Origin of the sequence: Bradyrhizobium sp. WSM2793 (assembly GCF_000379585.1) — a bacterium.
In the GTDB taxonomy this organism is placed as follows: Bacteria; Pseudomonadota; Alphaproteobacteria; order Rhizobiales; family Xanthobacteraceae; genus Bradyrhizobium.
This window is the reverse complement of record NZ_KB902791.1, coordinates 100937-124292: the sequence shown is the minus strand read 5'-3', so window position 1 is coordinate 124292 and position 23356 is coordinate 100937. Positions and strand designations below refer to the sequence as shown.

Genomic DNA, 23356 nt, shown 5'->3' with positions numbered 1-23356 from the left:
GGCGTACCGACAGATATAGCCCAATTCGCGCCTGACAAGTGCGGAGCGCATTAAGGCTTAATCCGTCGGGCAGTTGAAGCTGATTCGCACACAAAGAGGCCCAGCCGGCCATCTGGCTAGCTGGGCCTCTTCGCTGATCATCCTTAATGGATGGCTGCCTCAGAGCCCCATTCCGATGGTATCGGAACGGGCCTCAGGCCGCGGTCTTTTCCGCTTCGTCGTCCTTGTAGAGGTCCTCGCGCGAGACCTTCTTCTCGGTCACGTTGGCGAGCTCGAGGATGAAGTCGACGACCTTGTCCTCATAGATCGGTGCACGGAGCTGGGCCAACGCCTGGGCGTTGCTGCGGTAATAGTCCCAGACCTCCTTCTCGCGGCCGGGCATCGAGCGGGCGCGCTCGATCACGGCGCGGCCGACCTCGTCGTCGGTCACAGTGATCTTGTTCTTCTCGCCGATCTCGGAGAGCACGAGACCGAGCCGCACGCGGCGGTCGGCGATCTTGCGGTACTCCTCCTTGGCCTTGTCTTCAGTGGTGTCCTCGTCGGCAAAGGTCTTGCCGGCGGAGTCCATCTCGGCCTTGACCGAGTTCCACATCAGATTGAACTCCTCGTCGACCAGCGAGGGCGGCGCCTCGAAGCGATGGGCTTCGTCGAGGCGGTCGAGCAGCGCGCGCTTGACGCGCTGGCGCGTCGCGCCGGCGAACTCGACGTTCAGACGCTCGCGCGCGGCTTCCTTGAGCTTGTCCAGCGATTCCAGGCCAAGCGTCTTGGCGAACTCGTCGTCGATCGCGATGTCCTGCGGCGCCTCGATCGAGGTCGCGGAGGTCTCGAACTCGGCCGGCTGGCCGGCGAGCTTGTCGTTCATGTAGTTCTTCGGGAACGACACCTTCAGCGTGCGGGTCTCGCCCGCGCCGATGCCGATCAGTTGCTCCTCGAAGCCGGGAATGAAGGTGTTGGAGCCGATCACGACCTGGATGCCTTCGCCGGTGCCACCCTCGAAGACTTCGCCGTTGATGGAGCCCTTGAAGTTGATGGTGACGCGGTCGCCGGAGGCGGCCTTTTCGCCCTCGGCCTTCGCGGCATAGCCGCGGTTGGTGTCGGCGATGCGCTTGATCGCCTCGTCGACATCGGCGTCGGTGACATCGGCGACGGGCTTCTCGACCTGGAAGGACTTGAAGTCGGCGAGCGCGATTGCCGGCACCACCTCGATCGCAACCGTGTAGGTGAGATCGGTCTTGCCGCTCAGGAGCTCCTCGACCTCGGCCTGCTCGCTCGGCATGGTGATCTTGGGCTCGGTCGCAAGGCGGAAGCCGCGCTCGGAGAACAGCTGCGTGTTGGTGTCGCGGATGGTCTGGTCGATGGTCTCGGCCATCACCGAGCGGCCGTAGACCTTCTTCAGGTGAGCAACCGGCACCTTGCCGGGACGGAAGCCGTTGATGCGGACCTTGTCCTTGAGGTCAACGAGCTTGGCACCAGCCTTGGCGTCGAGATCAGACGCGGGAACGCTGATCTTGAACTCGTGCTTCAAACCTTCCGAGAGGGTCTCTGTGACCTGCATGGCGTCCAATCTTCTTCTCGTTCGGTCCCGGCGCGCATGCATCGGGACGCTGTCATCAATCGATCCGGCGCGAGGCAAACGCCTCAACGCCGGTGCTTCATCGAACCGGCTCCCGGCGGACAAACTCCGCGCGAAAGCAGGTCTCGTAATCCGTGCAAACGCGATAAGCGCTTGGTGCGGGCGGAGGGACTCGAACCCCCACAACTTTCGTCACTGGAACCTAAATCCAGCGCGTCTACCAGTTCCGCCACGCCCGCGTGAATTTGCATCCAAACCGGCCGCGATGCCGCGGGCGGCCGGGCTTATAACATGTGCCTGACTGTTCGCAGCAAAAAAATGGCCCGATGGAGGCAGGCTTTACGTAGGCACGATCGCTGGACTTATCCAGCGTGGCGTGGTCCGGATCGGCCCATGAAAACGCGGTTCTTTGACCCGACCCGACGTGAGCTTTTGGCCGGCCTTGCCGCCGGGCTTGGCACCGGGCTTGGCGCCTCGGCGGCCGGGTTGGTCGCCAGCAGTGCCGCGCCGGCCCTGACCGCCCAGCTTTCCCTTCAGGCAAGGCCGCAAACCCTGGCTCTCAGGCCGGGGCAGCCCGCTACACCAATCTGGGAGCTGGCCGCCGTAAGCCACCTCGGGAACGTCCGTCTCAAGCGCGGCGATCGCTGCGAGGTGGCGTTTCGCAACGACCTGCCTGTCCCGCTTGCCCCAACCTGGTACGGCCTCAATGGCCCAGCCGCGGCCGACCCGCTGCGCGGGCGCGCGCCCGCCCAGCCCGGGACGACCGAAACCTCAATTATTTCAGTACCAAGCGCGGGAACCCTGCTGGCGGACTTCCGCCTGTTCGAGGACGTCCTGACGCGGCCTGCGCGCCCGCTTCCGGTCATCGCGCAGGAGGCAAACACTGGCATCGTCGATCGCGACGAGGTCCTGCTGATCGAGGAGTGGCGGCTGCGGTCAGACGGCACCGCACTCCCCCCGGGACGCGCTCCAAAGGACGCGACGCCGCTCTATACGCTTAATGGACAAACTTCATTTGAACTCTCAGCTGCAGCTGGTGAGCGTTTGCGGCTGCGCTTTATCAACGGCTCCCAACGCACTGTTCTGGCGATCAAATTAGAAAACCACGACGTCCGGGTGATGGCTCTGGACGGACAACCAGCCGAACCGTTTCCGGCGCGCAATGGCGCTCTGGTCCTGGCCCCGGGCGGGCGTGCCGATGCCATTGTGGATGCGGCCAGCTCGGCCCCGATTCTGCTCCATGACGGCAAGGAGGCGCATCCGATCGGCTCGCTTGCCGTCTCCGGCAGGCTGGAGCGCCGCGCGCCGCTGTTGCCGCCGCAGCCGCTTCCTTCCAATGACCTGCCCGACAAGCTCGATCTCAGAGGAGCCCTGCGGTTCGATGTCGCGCTCGGCGCAGCCGATGCTGGGTGGGCACGGTGTGCCGACTTCTCCCGATCCTCCGCCCCGGCCTTCCGCGCCAAGCCCGGCCGCACCGTCGTGCTGGCCCTCAAGAACCCCGGCCCAATGTCGACCGTCTTCCATCTGCACGGCCACCACTTCCGCCTGCTCGACAAGCTCGACGACGGCTGGAAGCCGTACTGGCTCGACACGCTCGCGGTCGAGCCCGGCCAGACCCAGCGCATCGCCTTCGCGGCGACCGCATCCGGACAATGGCTGCTCGAATCCGTCGTCACGGACTGGGCCGCGCCGCGGCTGGTGCGCTGGTATGGGGTGGAGTGAGGTTGCGGCTATGCGTGCGGTTTGGCCGTCAGTTCGATGCCGAGCGCCTTCATCACTGCGATGGTCGTTTTGAGCGTCGGATTGCCGTCGGTACTGAACGAGCGATAGAGCTGCTCGCGAGAAAGACCGGTTTCCTTGGCAATCTGCGCCATCCCCTTCGCACGGGCGACGACGCCAAGCGCATGCGCGATATAGGCGGCGTCCTCGGTTTTGAACGCCTCTTCCATGAACACGGCAATGGCTTCATCGGATTGAAGGTCCTCGGCCGGATCGTAAGTCGTCAGCTTCTTGCCCATCTTTATTCGCTCCACATCTCGGCAAGGCGCTTGGCCTCCTTGATGTCTTTCGCCTGCGTGGCCTTGTCGCCCCCACACAGCAAAATGATGATCGTCTTGCCCCGCTGCTGAAAATAGATCCGATAGCCGGGGCCGTGGTGGATACGCAGTTCGCTCACCCCATCGCCGACCGGCTCAACGTCGCCCGCGTGGCCTTGAGCTAGCCGATCCAACCACGACGCGATCAACGCTCTGGCGCGCTCATCCCGCAGACGCGATCGCCACTTTCGGAACGTCTCAGTCTGCCTGAGTTCGACCATCTGTAGTTTTTAGACTACAATCGATCTCCGATCAAGTGGTCTTCGCTCCCAGAGGTAGCGAGCATCGGGCTCCTTCTCCTCGCTCCTCGAGCCGTCGGATTCATCGACCAACTCGAACCCACGCGCCTCATAGAAGCGCCGCGCCGGCGCATTACGCTGGAAGGTCCAGAGCTCGAGCCGGTGGTAGGCGCCTTTGGCGACGTCGAGGAGCTCACTGCCGGCGCTGCGGCCCTGGGCCGGGGGGAGCACGTAGAGCTGCTCGATCCAGCCCTCGCGGAACGCGATGATCCCGCTGAGCACGTCGCCGTCAAAACATCCCCACACCCGGCACGTCGGAAAGACACGCTCGCGATAGAACCAGCGGTCCTCGTCCGGCGTGTGCAGCCCGGCGAGCCATGGCATCGCCTGGTCAAACGAGATCCGATGGACTTGCGCCGCTGCGCCCATGTCGGCGAGCGCGAGCTGTCTGAGCACTAGTACTCCACCCCCAGCGCATCATAAATCCGCCGGTGCACGGCCGGCAGCGTCTCGGTCAGGTCCTCCGCGATCAGGCCCGGCCCGGCTTCGCGTCCCGCCTCGCCATGCATCCAGACGCCGATGCTGGCGGCCTCGAACGCCGGCACGCCTTGCGCCAGCAGCCCTGCGATGATGCCGGCGAGCACGTCGCCGGCGCCCGCGGTGGCGAGCCAGGGCGGCGCGTTGGCGGCGATGGTCGCGCGGCCGTCGGGGGCGGCGATCGTGGTGTCGGGTCCCTTCAGGAGCACGACGGCGCCGGAGCGCTCGGCGGCATCGCGCACGCGCTCCAGCTTGGAGCGGCCCGGAAATTTGTTGCTGAGGTCGGAGAACAGGCGCGGAAATTCGCCCTCGTGCGGGGTCAGCACCACCGCAATGTCTTGCGAGGACTTGATCGATTCGAACAGGCGCTCGGGGGTTGCGGCAAAGCTCGTCAGGGCATCGGCATCGAGCACCAGACGACGCTGCGCACCGAGCGCGGTGTGAACGAGATCGCAGGTGCGCTCGCCGATGCCCGCGCCGGGGCCGATCATGCAGGTGTTGTAGCGCTTGTCGCCGAGCAGCTCGCCGAACTCGACGACGGTATCGACGGGGCGAACCATGACGGCCGTGAGCGCGGCCGCGTTGATCGCGAGCGCATCGCGCGGGCTCGCCAGCGTTACCAGGCCCGCCCCTGCCCGCAGTGCACCGCGCGCGGCCAGCCGCGCAGCGCCGGTCGCCGCCGCATCGCCGGAGACCGCCAACACATGCCCCCGCGCGTATTTGTGGCCGTCGATACGCGGTACCGGAAAAGCGGCGCCCCAGACATCCGGATCGTCCTCGAACGTCTGCGGCGCGATCTCGTCGAGCACCTGCGCGTCGATGCCGATGTCGGCGACGCGCACGCGGCCGCAATGCATCCGGCCGGGGAGCAAGAGATGCGCCGGCTTCTTGCGAAAGAAGGTGACGGTCTCGGTGGCATTCACCGCCGCGCCCATCACCGCCGCGCTGGTGCCGTTGATGCCGCTCGGCAGGTCGACCGCGAGCACGGGGGCGCCGTTGGCGTTGATCGCCTCGATCATCGCGCGCGCCTCACCATCGACGGGACGGCTGAGGCCTGCGCCGAACAGCGCATCGATGATCAGCGCCGGCCGTCCGATCGCCTGCGGATTGAACGGGAGCACCGGGTGCTTCCAGCCGCGCGCGGCGGAGGCCGCGTCGCCCTGGAGCTGGTCGCGCTCGCACATCAGGATGACCGAGACCTCCCGCCCCTGCGCGGCGAGCTCGGCGGCTGCGACAAAACCATCACCGCCATTGTTGCCGGGGCCGGCCACGATCAGGATCGGCCCCTCCTCCACCAGCGCCTGGGCGGCATCGGTGACGGCCTGGCCCGCGCTCAGCATCAACTTGAAACCGGGCGTGCCGGCCGCGATGGTGAGCTGGTCGGCGCGCTGCATTTCAGCGGTGGTCAGAACTTCCATGCCACTTCCCTGGTCCAAACGCCTTTTCAACAGGCACGTTCCGTTCCGCCCCACCCTCGGGAACATCGATCTGCACACATATTGAACCGTTTGCCTATTTCGTAGTCTTCGGTATTTTGTGCAGGTCGGCACCACTACTCAGAGATGCTCGTTAAAAGGCTGATAACGCTCCAATAATCAGGGCATTTGCAACTTGGCATAGACCCTGCTTTCGAGGAAGCCGCTTCGGTTCGTCGTGCTCACTGGCATTTATCAAAGTGTGGCCGGCCGTTGTTGCCGGATTGGTCAGGGATCCCGGCATAGCGAAGACAAGATCGTGCGTTAAGAAAAGCGCATCCTGACGAAGACGTTGCTATTTGATCGAAAGGCCGGGAGGCGCGCAGTGAAGAAAATCGAAGCCATCATCAAGCCATTCAAGCTCGACGAGGTGAAGGAAGCGCTTCAGGAAGTCGGCCTTCAGGGCATCACCGTCACCGAAGCCAAGGGCTTTGGACGGCAGAAGGGGCACGCCGAGCTCTACCGCGGCGCAGAATACATCGTCGACTTCCTGCCCAAGGTGAAGATCGAGATCGTGATCGGCGACGATCTGGTCGAGCGCGCCATCGACGCCATCCGCCGCGCAGCGCAGACCGGCCGCATCGGCGATGGTAAGATCTTCGTCTCCAACATCGAAGAGGCGATCCGCATCCGAACCGGCGAATCCGGGCTGGACGCTATCTGAGCCGGGTGCTATCCCGAATTTCGCGACACTCCGACTAGAAAGAAGGCTGCTTCGGCGGCCTGATTTCGTTTGTGCGGTCGCGCAAAACTCGCCCGAGCGAGAATAATTTTGCTCATCTGGAAACCGACCCGCAGAGCCAAAAGGGGTATGCATGAAGACCGCCAAAGACGTCCTGAAATCGATCAAGGACAACGACGTCAAGTACGTCGACCTGCGCTTCACCGATCCGCGCGGCAAGTGGCAGCATGTGACGTTCGACGTCAGCATGATCGACGATGACATCTTCGCCGAAGGAACGATGTTCGACGGCTCCTCGATCGCCGGCTGGAAGGCGATCAACGAGTCCGACATGTGCCTGATGCCCGATCCGGTCACCGCGACGATCGACCCGTTCTTCGCCGAGACCACCATGGTCATCACCTGCGACGTGCTCGAGCCGACCACCGGTGAGCCCTACAACCGCGACCCCCGCGGCATCGCCAAGAAGGCCGAGGCCATGGTGAAGTCGATGGGCGTGGGCGACAGCGTGTTCGTCGGCCCCGAGGCCGAGTTCTTCGTGTTCGACGACGTGCGCTATTCGGCCGAGCCCTACAAGACCGGTTTCCGGCTCGACTCCTCGGAGTTGCCGACCAACTCCGACACCGAATATGAAGGCGGCAATCTCGGCCACCGCATCCGCACCAAGGGCGGCTACTTCCCCGTCCCGCCGCAGGACTCGGTGCAGGACATGCGCTCGGAGATGCTCGGCGCCATGGCCAAGATGGGCGTCAAGGTCGAGAAGCATCACCACGAGGTCGCGTCCGCCCAGCACGAGCTCGGCATGAAGTTCGACACGCTGACGCTGATGGCCGACCACATGCAGATCTACAAGTACTGCATCCACCAGGTCGCGCACATCTACGGCAAGACCGCCACCTTCATGCCGAAGCCGATCTTCGGCGACAACGGCTCGGGCATGCACGTGCACCAGTCGATCTGGAAGGACGGCAAGCCGGTGTTCGCCGGCAACAAATACGCCGACCTGTCGGAGACCTGCCTGCATTACATCGGCGGCATCATCAAGCACGCCAAGGCGATCAACGCCTTCACCAACCCGTCGACCAACTCCTACAAGCGTCTGGTCCCGGGCTATGAGGCCCCGGTGCTGCTCGCCTACTCCGCGCGCAACCGCTCGGCCTCCTGCCGCATCCCCTACACCGCTTCGCCGAAGGCCAAGCGCGTCGAGGTGCGCTTCCCCGATCCGATGGCCAACCCGTATCTCGGCTTCGCCGCGATGCTGATGGCCGGCCTCGACGGCATCAAGAACAAGATCGATCCGGGTCCGGCGATGGACAAGGACCTCTACGACCTGCCGAAGGAAGAGCTGAAGCAGATCCCGACCGTGTGCGGTAGCTTGCGCGAGGCGCTGGAAAATCTCGACAAGGACCGCGGCTTCCTCAAGGCCGGCGGCGTGTTCGACGACGACTTCATCGACGCCTATATCGAGCTGAAGATGACCGAAGTCGCCCGCTTCGAAATGACCCCGCATCCGGTCGAGTTCGAGATGTACTATTCGGGCTAAGCAGCCAGGACGTCTGCGACAAGCAAAAGGCGCTCCGCAAGGAGCGCCTTTTCGTTTGAATCGTAGCGTGTACGACCTGCCCGCTACCAGGTCGCCGTAAAAGCCTTCTGCAGCTCGGCCGGCGCCGTCACGCCGCCCGCGATCAGCAATTGCGTGAGCACGCGCGCCTTCTGCGGATTGAGGTCCTCGGACACGACGAAGCCGTTCTTGTCGTCGTCGACCTCGACGTTGCGCGTCACGAAGCCGGAGCGAACCCGCGTCGAGCGCACCACGATGATGCCCTTCTTCGCCGCAGCTTCGAGCGCGTCGAGCGCCGGCTTCGAGGTGTTGCCGTCGCCGACGCCGGCCAGCACGATGCCCTTGGCGCCGTGCGAAATGGCATCCTCGATCGGAACGGCGTCCATGTTGGCGTGCGAGTACACGATCGCAACACGCGGCAATTGCTCGCCGGCCGGAAGCTGATAGGTCGCGCGCTTGAGACCTTGAGCCTGCGCCATGAAGCGAATGCCGCCGGCGGTGTCGACATAGCCGACCGGCCCGTCATTGGCGGAACTGAACGTCTCGATGCTGGTGGTGTTGGTCTTGGTGACCGAGCGCGCGCCCTGAATCTTGTCGTTCAGCACCGCCAGCACACCGCGGCCGCGCGAGCGCGGGTCGGCCGCCACCTGCACCGCCTCGTAGAGATTGCCGGGGCCGTCGGCGCTCACCGCCGTCGCCGGCCGCATCGAGCCGACGATCACCACCGGCTTGTCGCCGCGCACCACGTTGTCGAGGAAGAACGCGGTCTCCTCGAGCGTGTCGGTGCCGTGGGTGATGACGATTGCATCGGCCTCGTTCTTGTCGAAGGCCTCCTGGATCCGACGGGCCAGCGCAAACCAGACCTTGTCGTTCATGTCCTGGGATCCGATCGACGAGATCTGCTCGGCATTCAGCTTTGCGAGCTTGTCCAGGCCCGGCACCGATTGCATCAGCTGCTCGCCCGAGATCTGGCCGGATTTGTAGGCGCCGGTCGCTCGCGCGTCGGCCTGGCCTGCGATGGTGCCGCCGGTCGCAAGCACGAGAATGCGCGGCAGGCCGGCAGATTCCGCGGCCTGCGCCGTCGCGATCCCCCACGACCAAAGCGCGAGGGCGATCAGCGGAACGGCGAGGATCAATGGCCGATTTCGGCCGTGGATTGCGGGTCTGGCGGCATGCTTCGTCATCGAATTCTCCTCCCGTTCAAGTTGGGAGCGACATTCGATACGCCCATTGAGGCCGAAGATGGTCCTCCCAATGCTTTATGGCTAAGGATTATCCCGCCGCGGCATAAAATGGTCGAGCAAGCCCGTCGGCAGCGGAAAGACCACAGTCGACGACCGTTCGCCCGCAATATCGTGCAGGGCCGCAAAATAACGCAGCTGCATCGCCTGAGGCTCCTGCGCGAGAATCCGGCCGGCCTCGACGAGCTTTTCGGCAGCCTGCTGCTCGCCCATCGCATTGATCACCTTGGCGCGCCGCAGGCGCTCCGCCTCGGCCTGTTTGGCAATCGCGCGCACCATGGTTTCGTTGATATCGACGTCCTTGATCTCGATGCCGGTCACCTTGATGCCCCAGACGTCGGTCTGCTTGTCGAGGATCTCCTGGATGTCGGCGTTCAACCTGTCGCGCTCGGCAAGCATCTCGTCGAGCTCGTGCTTGCCGAGCACCGAGCGCAACGTCGTCTGCGCGAGCTGGCTGGTGGCGGCCATGTAATCGCCGACCTTGATGATGGCTCGTTCGGGATCGACGATGCGGAAGTACAGAACGGCGTTGACCTTGACGGACACGTTGTCCCGCGAAATCACGTCCTGCGGCGGCACGACCTGCACCATCACCCGGAGGTCGACCTTGACGAGCTGCTGCACGACCGGAATGAGGATGATGAGGCCCGGGCCCTTCACGCCGGTAAAACGGCCGAGCGTGAAGATGACGCCACGCTCGTATTCGCGCAGGATTCGAATGGCCTGGGATAGAAACATGATGACAAGCAGCAGAAGCGCCGCATAAGTCAGATATTCCAGCATCATGATGTACCTCCCTCGCCGGTCCTGGCCGGTGCGCGCCGTATCAGCAGCGTCAGGTCGACGACGTTCGCGACTTCGACCGTCTCTCCGGGCTTGAACGTTTCGGCGCCGCGCGCCTGCCAACGCTCGCCATGGGCGAAGACGTGACCTTCGCTCCCACTCCAGTCGAGAACCTCGGCGGGCAAGCCTCGCATCGCCTGCGCGCCGACCCGCTCCGGAGCCCGGGCGGCACGCCGAAGCGAACCAAGCACGACCAGAGCAAAGCCGGCGAACACGGCTGCCGTGATGCCGATCACCCACCACGACAGGTGGTAACCGGGCGCCTCGACCCTGAAGAGCATCAGCGCTCCCAGCACGAAAGCGATGATCCCCCCGAGACCGATCACCACCGTCGGATTGAAGGCTTCGACGGTGAGAAGAACGATGCCAACCAGCATCAGGGCAAGGCCGGCATAGTTGATCGGCAGCAAATTGAGCGCATAGAGACCGATCAGCAGGCAGATCGCGCCGACCACGCCGGGAGCGACGGCCCCGGGAGACATGAACTCGAAGATCAGGCCGTAGATGCCGACCATCAGTAGAATGAACGCCACATTCGGATCGGTGATGACCGCCAGGAAGCGGGATATCCATCCGGGGTCGATGGCTTCGACGACCGCATCCTTCGTCGCGAGACGCTGCGTCTTGCCGCCTGCAACCTCGACCTCGCGGCCATCGAGCTGCCTCAGCAACTCAGCCTGATCGCGCGCGACGAGTTCGATGGCATGGGACTGCAGCGCGCCGTTGGCAGAGAGAGTGGCGGCCTCACGGACCGCCTTCTCCGCCCAATCCGCATTGCGGCCACGCAGCTCCGCAAGGCTGCGGATGAAGGCAACCGCGTCATTGGTCACCTTTGCCGTCATCGCATCCTTGAACTGATCCTTGGACTGATCCTTGGGCTCGCTCTGCTGGTCGCCGTCCTTCTTGTCCTTGCCGCCCTTGTCCGGTGTACCGCCCGGCAGCCCCGGCAGCGGTCCGCCAATCTGCACCGGCGTTGCCGCACCGATATTGGTGCCCGGCGCCATCGCCGCGATGTGGGTCGCATAAAGGATATAGGTCCCCGCGCTCGCCGCGTGGGCGCCGGAGGGAGCGACGTAACCGACGACAGGGACGGGCGAGGCCAGCACATCCGCAATGATCTCGCGCATGCTGGAATTGAGACCGCCGGGCGTGTTGATTCTCAGAAGCACGACCTCGGCGCGCCGTTCGCGTGCCTTGGCCAAGGCCTCCTTCACGTAACTGGCCGACGCAGGGCCAATGGCCCCTTCGATCGACACAATCAGTGCAAGGCGGCTGTTCTCCTCCGCTGAGCTGGGAAGGAGGCAGCAGATCAAAGCAACGACGCCAATCGCCGCAACGAGGGCCGCCTTCATGGTCTGCACGGCAGGGCTCCCTTGCAGAGCATATGGTGTTGGTCTCTCGAACCTCAATGCAGCTGTGCGCTGGTGCAGGCCCCTGTCGTGATTGTGCGATGCAATGGAAACCGCCCCGTAGATCGGTTGAGCACGGGGCGACGGCGGGCGGACCATGCCTTGAGCTGATCCGCCCACGCATTCCGTGCTGCTAGCGCCGCGCGATCCGCGCCCCGTCCGCTCCGATCGCGCCGAACGTGCTCGCGATGATCTCAGCGGTCGGCTGCATGCCGCCGAGCGACCAGTGCGAGGACTCCTGCTCATCGATCCCGACCCAGACGTTGCGGCGGAAATCCGGGCTGCCCTGCCCTTCGACCTCGACCAGGAGGTCGGTAACGCAGCCGATCAAGGCGATCGCGCGCACGACCGGCCATGAGGACGAGAGCAGCTTTCGCAAGGCGTTCCGCAACCGCACCTTGATGTCACCGCAGGCCTATCGCGCGCGACGGATGGAGCGGACGATGTGAGGCGCCTTCGAGCCGCCCGCTTTCGTTCTGCATTCGACTCCACTTCGTTCTCAAAGAACAAATCAGAGCCGCAAAAATCGGGGCGGACCAATTCCTACTGATTGGTTTACGTGGGGCGGATTAGCCGAAGGCGTAATCCGCCGACTGCTGGTGACGCTCACGCGCTCTCCAAAGTCGCCATCCGTGCTGCCGTCTCTTGCCCAGTCCTCCGGAAATAATCCGGACTGTACGTCTCGGGGCATTGAAGCTGCCCAATCAAGACAAGATGGCGGATTACGCCTTCGGCTAATCCGCCCTACGGCGCGCTTTGGGCCAATGCGGCGGATGCGAGCAGGAGAAGGACGGCGACGGTAGCGCTGCGCTTCATCGCGAGGCCATCCCATCGCGGGAGAAATTCGGCCATTGAGCTGCCCTTAGCGAACAACGCCAGCCGCGTCGTCGCCGCTCGGAATCAGCCAATCGAGCCCGATCAGGCACGCTTCGAGGATAACGAACGCGACAATGCCACCGACCCAGCCGAAGAAGACGATGGAAAAGGTCCCGAGCAAGATTGCGCAAAACAGGTCGGCAAGCACCTTGCAGACGCTGAAGTCTCGGTCTTGTCCAGATGGGAAATACGGCATCGGGCTCCCCTTTCGCTGCTCTGGACCTGAACTTAGCCACAGCGCGAGGCGACCGTCTACTCCGCCAGCCTGCTGATCAGTTGCGACGTCGCAATCGAGGTCTAAGGCTCCCTGCGCAAGGGCAGCGTTCGCAGGTCACCGACAGGCCTCTAATATTTTTGGATCAATCCCCGGGCGGGGATACCTCCTCAGTTCTTCGGCTGGCCGAAATCGAGCGGCGGCGGCAGCTCGATGTCGGGAATTTCGATCTTGATCTTGTCCAGATCCACCTTGGTGGGAGCATCCAGCAGCCCGGTGACCGTGATCGGAAATGCGATCACGACCGCAACCATGATCGCCTGCAGGCCGATCCAGGGCATCGCGCCCCAATAGATGTCCGAGCTCTTGACCTCCTTCGGCGCCACGCCGCGCAGGTAGAACAAGGCGAAGCCGAAGGGAGGATGCAGGAAGGAGGTCTGCATGTTGACGCAGAGCATGACACCGAACCAGATCAAGGCAGCGTCCGCCCCGACGATGGGGGTGAGCAGCTTCTGCGCGATCGGTGCGATCATCGGGATGATGATGAAGGCGATCTCGAAGAAGTCGAGGAAGAAGGCGATGAAGAAGATGAACAGGTTCATGAAGATCAGGAAGCCCCAGACCCCGCCCGGCAGCGATGTCAGCATGTGCTCCAGCCAGACACCACCGTTGCAACCGAGAAAGACGATCGAGAAGCAGGTCGATCCGATCAGGATGAACGTCACCATGCAGGTGATGCGCATCGTGGTCTCGTAGCCCTGCTTGACCAGCAAGCGCAGGTCCGGAATCCTGATCGCCTCGATGCAAACCCAGGCGACGGCGAGATAGGCAATCGCGAAGGCGATCTTGAACGGCAGATTCGGCGTGAGGTAGATGCCGATGATCGTGCCGACACCCGCCGCCGCGACGCCGACGAGCAGCACCTTGTGACCGGCCGAGCTGAAATCCTTGTGATGGATGACGGCAAGGACGATCGCGCCGACGGCGCCCATCGCGCCGGCTTCGGTCGGGGTGGCAAGGCCAAGCATCATCGTGCCGAGCACCACGAAGATCAGGACGGCGGACGGGATGATGCCCAAAAGGCATTTGCGCCAGAGCGCCCAGCCCGTGAGCGTCCTTGCTTCCTTGGGCACTGCCGGGACGTGGCCCGGCTTGATCACGCTCAACGCAAACGTGTAGCCGGCGAAGAGTGCGATCTGGAGGATCGATGGGCCCCAGGCGCCCAGATACATGTCGCCGACCGACTTCCCGAGCTGGTCCGCGAGCACGATCAGAACCAGCGAGGGAGGCACCAGCTGGGTAATGGTGCCGGAGGCTGCGAGCACGCCGGTGATGTAGCGCATGTTGTAGCCGTAGCGGATCATCACCGGCATCGAGATCAGCGCCATCGCAATGACCTGCGCCGCCACCGTCCCCGTGATCGCACCGAGGATGAAGCCGACGATAATCACGGAATAGCCGAGACCGCCGCGAACGGGGCCGAACAACTGCCCCATCGAATCCAGCATATCCTCGGCGAGGCCGCATCGTTCGAGGATCGCGCCCATGAACGTGAAGAATGGAATTGCCAGCAGCAGCTCGTTCGCCAGAACGCTGCCATAGATACGCTCCGGGATGGCCTGGAGGAAGCTGAATCCGAAGAATCCTTCGTGGATCGCGAGAAATCCGAACGAAAGCCCGAGAGCGGCCAGCGTGAAGGCGACCGGAAATCCGATCAGCATGGCCAAGACCAGCCCGCCGAACATCAGCGGCGGCATCATCTCAATCGTGATCATTGGGTCGGCCGCTCATATTTTGCGTCGATGGTGACTTCACCGCGCAAGGCGGCGGCGCGTTTGATGGCCTCCGAGACGCCCTGCAGAGCGACCATGAAGAACCCGGCCGGCAGCACGAACTTGATCGGCCACCGCAGGAGACCGCCCGCGTTGTTGGACATCTCTCCGATGATGAACGAGTTGTAGAACATCGCCCATGAGAGGTAGCTGAGGAGCAGGCACGCCGGGACGAGGAAAACCAATGTCCCGATCAGGTCGAGCCACAGCTGGCCGCGTTCGGACAGCATGAGGTAGAGGATTTCGACGCGCACATGCTCGTTGCGCTTGAAAGTGTAGGACGAGCCGAACATCACGACGACGGCGAACATATACCACTGCGTCTCGAGCCAGCTGTTGGAGCTGTAGCTGAAGGCATACCGGATCATCGCATTTGCAGCGCTGACCACGCAGGCCGCGAGCACCAGAATATTGCAGACGTTACCGACCTTTTCGTTCAGCCAGTCGATAGCCGTACTCACCGCCAACAATGGGCGCATCGATGCCTTTTCCCCGCTCGCTGAGTGCTACCCCCGAACGCGCAGGACCATGCCGCTGAATCAGCGACCGTCCAGGTCTGCGCGGGAGCTAGTTCACCCTCCTGATGCTTCCGCTCATTATTGTTGTCGGTTTTCGCCGGGATGTATTCGGGTCCCGGCCGCGCGTGAAGCACGGCACCTTTACCGTCAGCAATTTCGTGGTCAACAGGAAAATGGACAGTTTGCCGCAGTGACCTCAAAAATGAGTCACTGTGCCTAATTTGGTCGATGCACGAGGCAGCCGGCAATCCGGCTCTCGGACCCGCCTAACCCTCGACGTCGTACTGTTTGCAGAGGTGATCGCCGATCTGGACAAGCATGGCGACGCATTCAGGGTAGCCGGGCCGATCCGAGGTGGCCCGGTCTGCGCTGGCTCGAAACTCCCAGGAATTGCCATCACGGAGGATCGAAATCGTCATTCCATCGGGACAATCGGCATGAACCTTCAACTCGGCCTTGGCCATGGCGATCAGCTCGCTTTCAGTCTTCACAGGTCTGCTCATGAAAGTCATCCTCCGTCCCGGGACAGAACTTAAGGTGTATCTGCCAAACCCACCAAGCAAGTCTTTCCGATAAAGCGGCTCCCGGCATTGGGATAGCGCAATGCGTCCCTGCCAGGGCCCCTCCCGAGAGGCGTCGGGCAAAACACCCGGTCAAGCCCTCCACGGAAAAATATTCCTCTTTCCCGAATTTCGGATTTGTGGCATAGACGCCTCATCCCGGCCCTGCCAAAGGGGCGCTTCGCGATCGTCACGAAATGCGGGCCGGGTGGCGGTGGACGCGGTAGCGCCGGCGCGATCAGCCTGATGACAGGGCGGGCAACCGTGATTCCTCAGGCGACGCGATACGACCCGGCGCGGTCACAGCGGTTTCGTCGATGCCTGGGGGCGAGCACACGCAAGCCTCCGGGTATTCCGGCGGGATCGTCCGCGGACGGAGAAGTCGTGTGGTCCTGACGCCCGGGGTCTGTGCGTCAAGGCTTGCGGTGATGCGGCGGCCCGACCGGGCACGTGCATCGATCATTCCCGCAAGGCGACGGGGGCAATAGTGCATCGCTCCCCGGGGAGAGCACGAAGGACACCGTTAAAACCAGCCGCGCAGGGAAGGCCGGGCGACCGGCATCACCTGTGGTCCACCCCGTGTGCATCTTCGTCGCGCACGGACTTGCGGGTGCCGCCGGCGCCCGGCCTTCCCTGCGCCCTTTGGTCTTCATGGGGCGCGACAACAGCAAGCCTCGGGCGAGATGCGCCGCGAGAATGCGAGCGCGCGTCTGCCACCACACACTCCCTGTCATCGCCCGCGCAGGCGGGCGATCCAGTATTCCAGAGGCCATCGTGATTGAACCGAGAAGCCGCAGCGTACTGGATTCCCCGCCCCAGTGCGCAAATGCGCACAAGGCGGGGAATGACAGTGTCATTTGGAGAAGCACACTGCCGGCCCACTCTCTGTCATTGCGAGGAGCTCTTGCGACGAAGCAATCCAGACCGTCTACGCGGAAAGACTCTGGATTGCTTCCGCCTTCGCCAATGCTTCGGCGGACAAGTCGCTGCACTCGCAATGACGAGCTTAACGCAGCTGTGCGCCAGATTTCGCTCTCGTGCCCTACGCCGCCGCGCGCTGCCGCGCGGCCAGCGCTTCACCGAAGGCTTCGAACAGCTTGCGGTTGATCGGATTGTGCTGCGGATCGTATTCGGCGTGCCATTGCACGCCGAGCGCGAAGGTCGGGGCTTCCGCGATGCGGATCGCCTCGATGGTGCCGTCCTCGGCGACGCCCTCGACCAGCACGCGCTTGCCAGGCTCGAGGATGCCCTGGCCGTGCAGCGAATTGACCCTGATCTTCTCGCAGCCGAGCAGTTTTGCGAACGCCCCGCCCGGCGTCAGCTCGACGTCGTGACGGTCGGCGAACACCACGGTCGGATCGGGGTGGATCTCGCCGTTCTCGAGCCGGGGCATGCGATGGTTCATGCGGCCGGGAATTTCGCGGATCTCCGGATGCAGCGAGCCGCCGAAGGCAACGTTCATCTCCTGGAGGCCGCGGCAGATGCCGAACAGCGGCACACCGCGGGCGACGCAGGCGACCGAAAGCGCCAGCGCCACCTCGTCGCGATGGATATCGTACGGCTCGTGGCGCTCACACGGGTCGACATTGAAGCGGGTCGGATGGACGTTGGCGCGGGCGCCAGTGAGCACGATCCCGTCGACCACGTCGAGCAGCGCGCCGATATCGGTGATATCGGGCGCACCCGCGAACATCATCGGCAGGCCACCGGAAACCTCGGCCACGGCGCGCAAATTGCGCTCGCCCACCATCTGGACCTGAAATCGATTTTCGACGCGATGGGCATTCCCGATCACGCCGACGACCGGCTTTCTCATCTGTCGTTCCGCGCCTCTCCGATAAGAAGATTCTCCAAACATGCCCTTGGGCTGGAACAAATTCAACAGAAGGGATCGCGGGACGGCAATGCTATTTTCGCGCAAATGCCTCCCGGGCCTCGCCCCCGGCGGGCAGCCCGGCGGCCTGCAGCGCGGTTGCGGCCGGATCGCCCCGCGCGGCCAGCCAGGGCAGTTTCGCGTCGATGCCGCGCGTCACGGGCTCTCCGAGCGCCCCACCGAAATCAACCGGCCAGAACCCGTTGGGCACGACTTCGACCGTGATGCCGCGGATCGCATACCCCTCGCCCAGAACCGCCTCCGCGTGGTCGCGGGCGACGAGGCGCGCGGTCTTGGGATCCTTGGGATCGCCGAAGCTGACGAGCACCGGCACGAGGTCTCCCTGCACCGGGACAACGCCGGTCTGCCGGTGGATATCGTTGAACGAGACGCGGTTGCCACGCGCGGCGCCATAGGCACGGAGCGCGACATAATTGATGTCGTCGAAGTCCAGCTTCGCGTCCTGCCGGTGCGCCAACAATGCCACCAGATTCTTGCCTTTGGCGCCGGCCTGGCCGAGGTCGACGAACACGGCCTCCCCGCGCGTGGTGGTGCGGCCGCCGCGGTTATAGTTGCGGTCGGGCACGACGGCCAGAACGCCGGATCCGGTCTTGATGCCGTCAGGTGTCGTGACCTCGACCGTGAGACGAAATTTGTGGCCGGGCCGGTTGATCCGGATCTGGTCGCCGACCACGAGCACGGCCAGAAGCCCGAGCAGACCGGCCCATTTGCTGATGAAGCTCAAACCGCCCCCATTGTTCTTTCCTCATCGCTCTGCACCGTTGGCAAGCCGACGTCAAACCAGCGCGTTGACGCGGTCTTGATCCGAAGCGCGTTTGTCGAGAGAGTGCAGCGCGCATTGCGCTGAAAAGGACCCGATGTGACCATGTCGTCCAAAGATGAACGCTCCCGGACCCGCGGCGACCTCGCTTGGGCGATCTCGGTCGGGGGCATCGGTGTCGTGCTGTTCACCGCGCTGCTCGCCTTCACCTGGTATTTTGCTGCCACCCTGCTGCTGATCTTCACCGGCATGCTGCTTGGCCTCGGCCTCAACGCGCTGACGGGCGCGCTCGGCCGCCGCGTGCCCCTGCCGCATCCGGTGCGGCTCGCGATCGTCTGCACCGCGCTCGCTTTGATGCTCGCCGGCATCGCCTATCTCGGCGGCGCCACCATCGCCGAACAGGCTTCGCTGCTGAGCAAGACCATCAAGTCGCAGATCGGGAACGTGAAGTCGTTCCTGGACAACCACGGCATCGACACCAGCTTCTTCGATTTCGGCAACGGCGCGACCGACGCCTCGGCCACTGCGCCCTCGGAGACGGCGCCCGCACCAGCAGCGCCCTCGCGCGGTCCCCTGCCCGGCGCCGGCGCGCTGGCCTCCAGCGGCGGCGCGATCGTGAGCCAGACCTTCAAGCTGCTGCTCGGCACCATCCACGGTGTCGGCAACATCTTCATCGTGCTGTTCCTGGGCTTCGCCTTCGCCGCCCAGCCGGCCGTCTATCACGATGGTCTGCTGTTCCTGGCGCCGGCGAGGCACCGCACCCGCGTCGCCCTGATCATCGACCGCACAGCCGAGACGCTGGAGCGCTGGCTGATCGCGCAGATCATCGTCATGCTCGCAGTCGGCGTGGTGACCTGGATCGGGCTTGCCGTCATCGGCATCCCCAGCTCGTTCATCCTGGGAATTCAGGCCGGCCTGCTCGCCTTCATCCCGACCATCGGGGCCATCATCGCCGGCGTCGTCGTGGTGCTGGCGAGCCTCGCCTCGGGCTGGATCCCGGCGCTATCGGCCTTTCTGCTCTTCATGGGCGTGCACGCCATGGAGAGTTACGTGCTGACGCCGATCCTGCAGCGGCAGGCGCTGGACATCCCGCCGGCCACCCTGTTCGCGTTCCAGATCCTGCTCGGCGTCGTGTTCGGCATCTGGGGCCTGGCGCTGGCACTGCCGCTAGTGGCCATCGCCAAGGTCATGATCGACCATTTCAAGACCTATGAGGCGGCGCCTCTGGCAGAAGCGGCCTAGAGCATGATCCGGAAAAGTGTGCAGCGGTTTTCCGATAAGATCACGCTCCCGACATGAAGCCTCAGGTCGTGAGCACAGTCTCGGTGTGCTCGACCTCGGGCGGCGAGGCAAAGTACAGGCCAACGAGGCCGCGCCATTCGGTGAAATTCTCAGAGCCGCGGAAATCGACGGTGTGGTTTTCCAGCGTCGCCCATTTCACCATCAGCCGGTAGCGCTGCGGCTTTTCGATCGATTTGTGCAGCTCGAAGCCGTGAAAGCCCTTGGAGCGGCCGAAGGCGGCCTTGGCCTTGGCGACGGCGGCCTCAAAGTCCTTCTCGCTGCCCGGCTTGACATCGATTTGCGCGATCTCGGTGATCATCGGTTTCCACCCGTTTTTTGTTCGATAGGCGTGTCTAGCGCAGCCGGCGAAAAAGAAAAAGGCGCCGAAACGGCGCCCTGGTCGGTCCAAAAATGCAGGTCTCTCAGATGAGCAGCAGAACGCTGCCCGCCACGATCAGGGCGCAGCCGATGAACAGCGCGAGCGGCCAGTAACTGCGGCGGCCTTGCGTGTAACGCCCCTGCGCGCGGCGCTCGGTGATCAGCGCGCTCTCGTATTCATCCGCAGTGGAGAACAGACAGGCGAAACCGCTGCGTGCCGAGGCCGCAGCCGCTTCGAGCGACATCAGGGCAGCTTGCGGATTCTGTCGACGGATCGATTCCATGACCGCAATGGTAGGGATCGAATGGTAAACAGAGGATTACCGCGATGCTGCCCTGCGTCTCAGGCGGTGGCCGGCCGCGGCTGCGGCGCACTGATCCGCGCGGCGCTCTGGCGGCGCCAGTTCTCCAGCGACAGCGGCAGCTCCTCCGCCGCCTCGACGCGGTTACGGCCGCCGCGCTTGGCCTGGTAGAGCGCGGTGTCGGCGGATGCCAGCAGCACCTCGAGCTCGGTGCCGGCAGGTCCGCCGGCGACGCCGATGCTGACGGTGGTGTCGACCGGGCCTTCGTCGACCACGACGCCGGAGGTCTCGAACGCCTCGCGCACGCGCTCGGCGACCAGCACGCCCTCCTCCAGCGAACACGGCAGCAGCGCTGCGAATTCCTCGCCGCCGATGCGGCCCGACATGTCGGTGATGCGCAAATTGCTGACGACGACGGTCGAGAACAGTTTCAGCATCTCGTCGCCGGCGGGGTGGCCGAAGCGGTCGTTGATCGACTTGAAGTGATCGATGTCGAAGATCATCACGGTCACGGGACGTCCGGCCTTGGCCTCGCGCTCGATCACGCGGCCGCAGGCTTCCGAGAAGCCGCGGCGGTTGAGCATGCCGGTCAAGGGGTCGGTCGACGCAGCGGTGCGGTGCGCGGTCACGGTGCGCTCGGACACCAGCATGAAGATCACGAACACGGTGCCGACGGCATAGAGGATCAGTTCGACCGCGAACACCTTGACCCAGATGCTCTGGGAGAAGCCGGCATCGTGCGGACGCAGGAAGCTGCCGATCAGGACCGGCAGCATCAACACGCAGCCATGCATCACCGGCATCACGAAGGCGGGCCAGCGCCGCTGCAGGCTCTTGCGCCGTTCGGTCCAGAGCTCGCTGGCGGTCAGTGCCGCATAAACCGAGACGATGCCGGCGCCGACGATCATCCGCAACATGGATGCCTCGGGGGCGAGCAGCGTGACGGCGGCGACCCAGGCGAGCGCACCGAGCACGAGGCCCGGCCAGTTCGGCTTGCGGCCGTGGAAGACGCGCGCCGCATTCCACACCATGCCGCAGGCGACGAAGCCGACCGCGTTCAGCGCAAGGTAAAGATGCGGGCCCAGCCTGTCGCCGGCTGCGGTCCACAGCGCGACGGAGGCGGCACCGAGCAGATACGCGGTGCCCCACCATTTCAGAGCAGGGCTGTTCTCCTGCCTGCCGAAAAACACCATCATGGCGCCGAGCAGTGCGGCAACCATGGTGGCGACCAAATAGAGCGTGATGCTATCGAGCGACATCATGTCGGCCCCCTTTAAGACATAGCAGTTACGCGACCGGCCCCAGCCGTTTGCGCGCCCTTCCGAATGCGACGCTAGGTCGCGCGAGTTCCATTCAGGTTTTCGCGGGAGGCCAAGTTTTCGGGAAACACGCCATCAATTTGCATACAAACGAACAACAAAAAGGGCGCTGAAATCAGCGCCCTTTTGCATCTCATTGAAGCCGCTTTCGCGGCGAATGTGATCGAAGCGATTAACGCTTCGAGAACTGGAAGGACCGGCGGGCCTTGGCCTTGCCGTACTTCTTGCGCTCGACCACGCGGGAGTCGCGGGTCAGGAAGCCGCCCTTCTTGAGCACGGAGCGCAGCTCCGGCTCGAAATAGGTCAGCGCCTTCGAGATGCCGTGACGGACCGCGCCGGCCTGGCCGGACAGGCCGCCGCCGGCAACCGTGCAGATCACGTCGTACTGGCCGGAACGCTGGGCCACCGAGAACGGCTGCTCGATCATCATGCGCAGCACGGGACGGGCGAAATAGACCTCGACCTCGCGCGAGTTGACGGTGACCTTGCCGGCGCCCGGCTTGATCCAGACGCGGGCGACCGCGTCCTTGCGCTTGCCGGTGGCATAGGCGCGGTTGAACTTGTCGACCTTCTTCTCGTGCTTGGGCGCATCGGGCGCCGCCGCCGTCTTGAGCTGCGAGAGCTGGTCGAGCGACTGGATGGATTCGGCCATGTTATGCGGCCCTCGTGTTCTTGCGGTTCAACTTGGCGATGTCGATCTTCTCGGGCTGCTGCGCCTCGTGCGGATGATCGGCGCCGCCGTAGACACGGAGGTTGCCCATCTGCACGCGACCGAGCGGGCCACGCGGGATCATGCGCTCGACGGCCTTCTCGAGCACGCGCTCGGGATGCTTGCCCTCGAGGATCTGGCGCGCCGTGCGCTCCTTGACGTGGCCGACATAGCCGGTGTGCTTGTAATAGGTCTTCTGCTCGCGCTTGCGCCCCGTGAGGACCGCATGCTGCGCATTGATGATGATGACGTTGTCGCCGCAATCAACGTGCGGGGTGTAGGTCGGGAGGTGCTTGCCGCGCAGGCGCATGGCAACGATGGTGGCGAGGCGGCCGACGACCAGACCCTTGGCGTCGATCAGCACCCACTTCTTCGTCACCTCAGCCGGCTTTGCCGAAAAGGTTTTCATGTCAGAGTTTCCGTGGACGGGGAGCATCGGCGCGAACACCGCGCCGGACTGCGCGGTTTTCTAGAGAAGAGACGCGCAACGGTCAATGCCCATGAACCGAAATTAGCATCGCAATATCAACGACTTAAAAATATGGTGCTATATTACCTGCAAAAAGCTCAAACATTTGGAATGGAATAGGTCGAGGTGACATGGGCGATCGGATCGGGCGAGCTGCCGGACAGCAGTTTCACCTCCCCGACCGCCAGCCGCTTGCCGAGCTTGAGCAGCCGCGCCTCCGCCAGCACGTCCTGACCGGGCTGGCCCTTGCGCAGGAAGTTGATGTTGAGATTGGTGGTCACGGCGAGCCCGACCGGCCCGATCGCGGACAGCAGCACCACGTACATCGCGAAATCGGCCAGTGCCATTAGCGTCGGGCCGGACACGGTTCCGCCCGGCCGCAGCATCCTTTCACTGTAGCGCTGGCGCAAAAGGCAGGTCTGGCCGTCCGCGCTTTCGATCGTGATGTCGTCGCCGCTGAAGGCCTGGGGAAACTCGTGACGGAGGAACTGCTCGACCTCTGCCACGCTCATTTTCGCTGATGCCATGCTGTTCCCCACCCTCGCTTCGCTTGCCCTGTTACATTAAGTTATCTGCGTCATTCAAATG

25 protein-coding genes and 1 tRNA gene are annotated in these 23356 nt (G+C 63.9%); 4 read left to right on the top strand and 22 right to left on the bottom strand.

Annotated elements, in window-relative coordinates:
* Nucleotides 1-193: 193 nt before the first annotated feature.
* Both tig and A3AS_RS0124065 read right to left on the bottom strand, forming a co-directional pair.
* Nucleotides 194-1555: a trigger factor gene (tig, locus tag A3AS_RS0124070; protein WP_018320116.1), complete on the bottom strand. Its 1362-nt coding sequence runs from the start codon at nucleotides 1553-1555 to the stop codon at nucleotides 194-196.
* A 172-nt stretch (nucleotides 1556-1727) separates the two neighbouring features.
* Nucleotides 1728-1812: transfer RNA gene (locus A3AS_RS0124065), tRNA-Leu, on the bottom strand.
* A 154-nt stretch (nucleotides 1813-1966) separates the two neighbouring features.
* On the opposite strand from A3AS_RS0124065, the gene A3AS_RS0124060 reads away from it, so the two are divergent.
* Nucleotides 1967-3295, top strand: a complete 1329-nt coding sequence (locus A3AS_RS0124060; RefSeq protein WP_018320115.1) for a multicopper oxidase family protein — start codon at nucleotides 1967-1969, stop codon at nucleotides 3293-3295.
* Nucleotides 3296-3303: 8 nt separating this feature from the next.
* On the opposite strand, the gene A3AS_RS0124055 is transcribed toward A3AS_RS0124060, so the two are convergent.
* Genes A3AS_RS0124055 through A3AS_RS0124040 form a run of 4 tightly spaced genes read right to left on the bottom strand, consistent with a single transcriptional unit; the run spans nucleotide 3304 to nucleotide 5863 of the window.
* A complete protein-coding gene (locus tag A3AS_RS0124055) occupies nucleotides 3304-3591 on the bottom strand; it encodes an addiction module antidote protein (protein ID WP_018320114.1) in 288 nt (95 codons plus the stop codon).
* Between the two features lie 2 nt (nucleotides 3592-3593).
* On the bottom strand, nucleotides 3594-3890 hold the full coding sequence (locus tag A3AS_RS0124050) for a type II toxin-antitoxin system RelE/ParE family toxin (RefSeq protein WP_018320113.1): 297 nt from the start codon (nucleotides 3888-3890) through the stop codon (nucleotides 3594-3596).
* A 9-nt stretch (nucleotides 3891-3899) separates the two neighbouring features.
* Entirely contained in the window at nucleotides 3900-4364 is a 465-nt protein-coding gene (locus tag A3AS_RS0124045; RefSeq protein WP_018320112.1) for a GNAT family N-acetyltransferase, read from the bottom strand.
* Nucleotides 4364-5863, bottom strand: a complete 1500-nt coding sequence (locus tag A3AS_RS0124040) for a bifunctional ADP-dependent NAD(P)H-hydrate dehydratase/NAD(P)H-hydrate epimerase (protein WP_018320111.1) — start codon at nucleotides 5861-5863, stop codon at nucleotides 4364-4366. The genes A3AS_RS0124045 and A3AS_RS0124040 overlap by 1 nt, the downstream gene beginning before the upstream one ends.
* Before the next feature lie 382 nt (nucleotides 5864-6245).
* Between A3AS_RS0124040 and A3AS_RS0124035 the strand changes: the two genes are divergently transcribed.
* Nucleotides 6246-6584 (top strand): P-II family nitrogen regulator, encoded by a 339-nt coding sequence (locus tag A3AS_RS0124035; protein WP_007603495.1) that lies wholly within the window; start codon nucleotides 6246-6248, stop codon nucleotides 6582-6584.
* 151 nt (nucleotides 6585-6735) lie between these two features.
* Nucleotides 6736-8145, top strand: coding sequence for a type I glutamate--ammonia ligase (gene glnA / locus A3AS_RS0124030; RefSeq protein WP_018320110.1), 1410 nt, complete (start codon nucleotides 6736-6738; stop codon nucleotides 8143-8145).
* A gap of 83 nt (nucleotides 8146-8228) precedes the next feature.
* Here glnA and A3AS_RS0124025 read toward each other — a convergent pair whose 3' ends face one another.
* From A3AS_RS0124025 to A3AS_RS0123980, 10 genes are all read right to left on the bottom strand, one after another.
* Complete coding sequence (locus A3AS_RS0124025; RefSeq protein WP_049814968.1) at nucleotides 8229-9347, bottom strand: type II asparaginase; 1119 nt, start codon at nucleotides 9345-9347, stop codon at nucleotides 8229-8231.
* Between the two features lie 81 nt (nucleotides 9348-9428).
* A complete protein-coding gene (locus A3AS_RS0124020; protein WP_018320108.1) occupies nucleotides 9429-10190 on the bottom strand; it encodes a slipin family protein in 762 nt (253 codons plus the stop codon).
* On the bottom strand, nucleotides 10187-11608 hold the full coding sequence (locus tag A3AS_RS0124015; protein ID WP_018320107.1) for a nodulation protein NfeD: 1422 nt from the start codon (nucleotides 11606-11608) through the stop codon (nucleotides 10187-10189). Before A3AS_RS0124015 ends, A3AS_RS0124020 begins: the two co-directional genes overlap by 4 nt.
* A 181-nt stretch (nucleotides 11609-11789) precedes the next feature.
* Entirely contained in the window at nucleotides 11790-12047 is a 258-nt protein-coding gene (locus tag A3AS_RS0124010; protein WP_157644376.1) for a 4-oxalocrotonate tautomerase, read from the bottom strand.
* Between the two features lie 471 nt (nucleotides 12048-12518).
* Complete coding sequence (locus tag A3AS_RS0124005) at nucleotides 12519-12728, bottom strand: hypothetical protein (protein ID WP_026202305.1); 210 nt, start codon at nucleotides 12726-12728, stop codon at nucleotides 12519-12521.
* Nucleotides 12729-12916: 188 nt separating this feature from the next.
* Complete coding sequence (locus A3AS_RS0124000) at nucleotides 12917-14521, bottom strand: TRAP transporter large permease subunit (protein WP_018320104.1); 1605 nt, start codon at nucleotides 14519-14521, stop codon at nucleotides 12917-12919.
* Nucleotides 14518-15057 (bottom strand): TRAP transporter small permease subunit, encoded by a 540-nt coding sequence (locus tag A3AS_RS0123995; RefSeq protein ID WP_018320103.1) that lies wholly within the window; start codon nucleotides 15055-15057, stop codon nucleotides 14518-14520. The genes A3AS_RS0124000 and A3AS_RS0123995 overlap by 4 nt, the downstream gene beginning before the upstream one ends.
* A 305-nt stretch (nucleotides 15058-15362) precedes the next feature.
* Nucleotides 15363-15599: a hypothetical protein gene (locus tag A3AS_RS0123990; RefSeq protein WP_026202304.1), complete on the bottom strand. Its 237-nt coding sequence runs from the start codon at nucleotides 15597-15599 to the stop codon at nucleotides 15363-15365.
* A gap of 1099 nt (nucleotides 15600-16698) precedes the next feature.
* Nucleotides 16699-17472: a gamma-glutamyl-gamma-aminobutyrate hydrolase family protein gene (locus tag A3AS_RS0123985; protein ID WP_020508730.1), complete on the bottom strand. Its 774-nt coding sequence runs from the start codon at nucleotides 17470-17472 to the stop codon at nucleotides 16699-16701.
* Nucleotides 17473-17563: 91 nt separating this feature from the next.
* Nucleotides 17564-18274: a hypothetical protein gene (locus A3AS_RS0123980; RefSeq protein ID WP_018320100.1), complete on the bottom strand. Its 711-nt coding sequence runs from the start codon at nucleotides 18272-18274 to the stop codon at nucleotides 17564-17566.
* A 141-nt stretch (nucleotides 18275-18415) separates the two neighbouring features.
* On the opposite strand from A3AS_RS0123980, the gene A3AS_RS0123975 reads away from it, so the two are divergent.
* On the top strand, nucleotides 18416-19552 hold the full coding sequence (locus A3AS_RS0123975; protein WP_085964141.1) for an AI-2E family transporter: 1137 nt from the start codon (nucleotides 18416-18418) through the stop codon (nucleotides 19550-19552).
* A gap of 61 nt (nucleotides 19553-19613) precedes the next feature.
* Here A3AS_RS0123975 and A3AS_RS0123970 read toward each other — a convergent pair whose 3' ends face one another.
* From A3AS_RS0123970 to A3AS_RS0123945, 6 genes are all read right to left on the bottom strand, one after another.
* The gene (locus tag A3AS_RS0123970; RefSeq protein WP_018320098.1) at nucleotides 19614-19910 is read right to left on the bottom strand and encodes an antibiotic biosynthesis monooxygenase; all 297 of its coding nucleotides are present in this window, start codon (nucleotides 19908-19910) and stop codon (nucleotides 19614-19616) included.
* A gap of 103 nt (nucleotides 19911-20013) precedes the next feature.
* On the bottom strand, nucleotides 20014-20253 hold the full coding sequence (locus tag A3AS_RS0123965; protein WP_018320097.1) for a hypothetical protein: 240 nt from the start codon (nucleotides 20251-20253) through the stop codon (nucleotides 20014-20016).
* A 59-nt stretch (nucleotides 20254-20312) separates the two neighbouring features.
* Entirely contained in the window at nucleotides 20313-21533 is a 1221-nt protein-coding gene (locus A3AS_RS0123960; protein ID WP_018320096.1) for a diguanylate cyclase, read from the bottom strand.
* Nucleotides 21534-21762: 229 nt separating this feature from the next.
* Nucleotides 21763-22242, bottom strand: coding sequence for a 30S ribosomal protein S9 (rpsI, locus tag A3AS_RS0123955; protein WP_018320095.1), 480 nt, complete (start codon nucleotides 22240-22242; stop codon nucleotides 21763-21765).
* A 1-nt stretch (nucleotide 22243) separates the two neighbouring features.
* Nucleotides 22244-22708, bottom strand: coding sequence for a 50S ribosomal protein L13 (gene rplM, locus A3AS_RS0123950; protein WP_011087726.1), 465 nt, complete (start codon nucleotides 22706-22708; stop codon nucleotides 22244-22246).
* 158 nt (nucleotides 22709-22866) lie between these two features.
* The gene (locus A3AS_RS0123945; RefSeq protein ID WP_018320094.1) at nucleotides 22867-23295 is read right to left on the bottom strand and encodes a PaaI family thioesterase; all 429 of its coding nucleotides are present in this window, start codon (nucleotides 23293-23295) and stop codon (nucleotides 22867-22869) included.
* Between the last annotated feature and the right edge of the window lie 61 nt (nucleotides 23296-23356).

Coding starts and splice junctions, on each gene's coding strand:
- rpsI (WP_018320095.1), bottom strand. CDS start 22,242: ATGGCCGAATCCATCCAGTCGCTCGACCAGCTCTCGCAGCTCAAGACG.
- A3AS_RS0124005 (WP_026202305.1), bottom strand. CDS start 12,728: ATGCCGTATTTCCCATCTGGACAAGACCGAGACTTCAGCGTCTGCAAG.
- A3AS_RS0124020 (WP_018320108.1), bottom strand. CDS start 10,190: ATGATGCTGGAATATCTGACTTATGCGGCGCTTCTGCTGCTTGTCATC.
- A3AS_RS0124050 (WP_018320113.1), bottom strand. CDS start 3,890: ATGGTCGAACTCAGGCAGACTGAGACGTTCCGAAAGTGGCGATCGCGT.
- A3AS_RS0123995 (WP_018320103.1), bottom strand. CDS start 15,057: ATGCGCCCATTGTTGGCGGTGAGTACGGCTATCGACTGGCTGAACGAA.
- A3AS_RS0124025 (WP_049814968.1), bottom strand. CDS start 9,347: ATGACGAAGCATGCCGCCAGACCCGCAATCCACGGCCGAAATCGGCCA.
- A3AS_RS0123970 (WP_018320098.1), bottom strand. CDS start 19,910: ATGATCACCGAGATCGCGCAAATCGATGTCAAGCCGGGCAGCGAGAAG.
- A3AS_RS0123985 (WP_020508730.1), bottom strand. CDS start 17,472: ATGAGAAAGCCGGTCGTCGGCGTGATCGGGAATGCCCATCGCGTCGAA.
- A3AS_RS0124055 (WP_018320114.1), bottom strand. CDS start 3,591: ATGGGCAAGAAGCTGACGACTTACGATCCGGCCGAGGACCTTCAATCC.
- A3AS_RS0123960 (WP_018320096.1), bottom strand. CDS start 21,533: ATGATGTCGCTCGATAGCATCACGCTCTATTTGGTCGCCACCATGGTT.
- A3AS_RS0124040 (WP_018320111.1), bottom strand. CDS start 5,863: ATGGAAGTTCTGACCACCGCTGAAATGCAGCGCGCCGACCAGCTCACC.
- A3AS_RS0124060 (WP_018320115.1), top strand. CDS start 1,967: ATGAAAACGCGGTTCTTTGACCCGACCCGACGTGAGCTTTTGGCCGGC.
- glnA (WP_018320110.1), top strand. CDS start 6,736: ATGAAGACCGCCAAAGACGTCCTGAAATCGATCAAGGACAACGACGTC.
- A3AS_RS0123975 (WP_085964141.1), top strand. CDS start 18,416: ATGTCGTCCAAAGATGAACGCTCCCGGACCCGCGGCGACCTCGCTTGG.
- rplM (WP_011087726.1), bottom strand. CDS start 22,708: ATGAAAACCTTTTCGGCAAAGCCGGCTGAGGTGACGAAGAAGTGGGTG.
- A3AS_RS0123965 (WP_018320097.1), bottom strand. CDS start 20,253: ATGGAATCGATCCGTCGACAGAATCCGCAAGCTGCCCTGATGTCGCTC.
- A3AS_RS0123990 (WP_026202304.1), bottom strand. CDS start 15,599: ATGAGCAGACCTGTGAAGACTGAAAGCGAGCTGATCGCCATGGCCAAG.
- A3AS_RS0124000 (WP_018320104.1), bottom strand. CDS start 14,521: ATGATCACGATTGAGATGATGCCGCCGCTGATGTTCGGCGGGCTGGTC.
- tig (WP_018320116.1), bottom strand. CDS start 1,555: ATGCAGGTCACAGAGACCCTCTCGGAAGGTTTGAAGCACGAGTTCAAG.
- A3AS_RS0123945 (WP_018320094.1), bottom strand. CDS start 23,295: ATGGCATCAGCGAAAATGAGCGTGGCAGAGGTCGAGCAGTTCCTCCGT.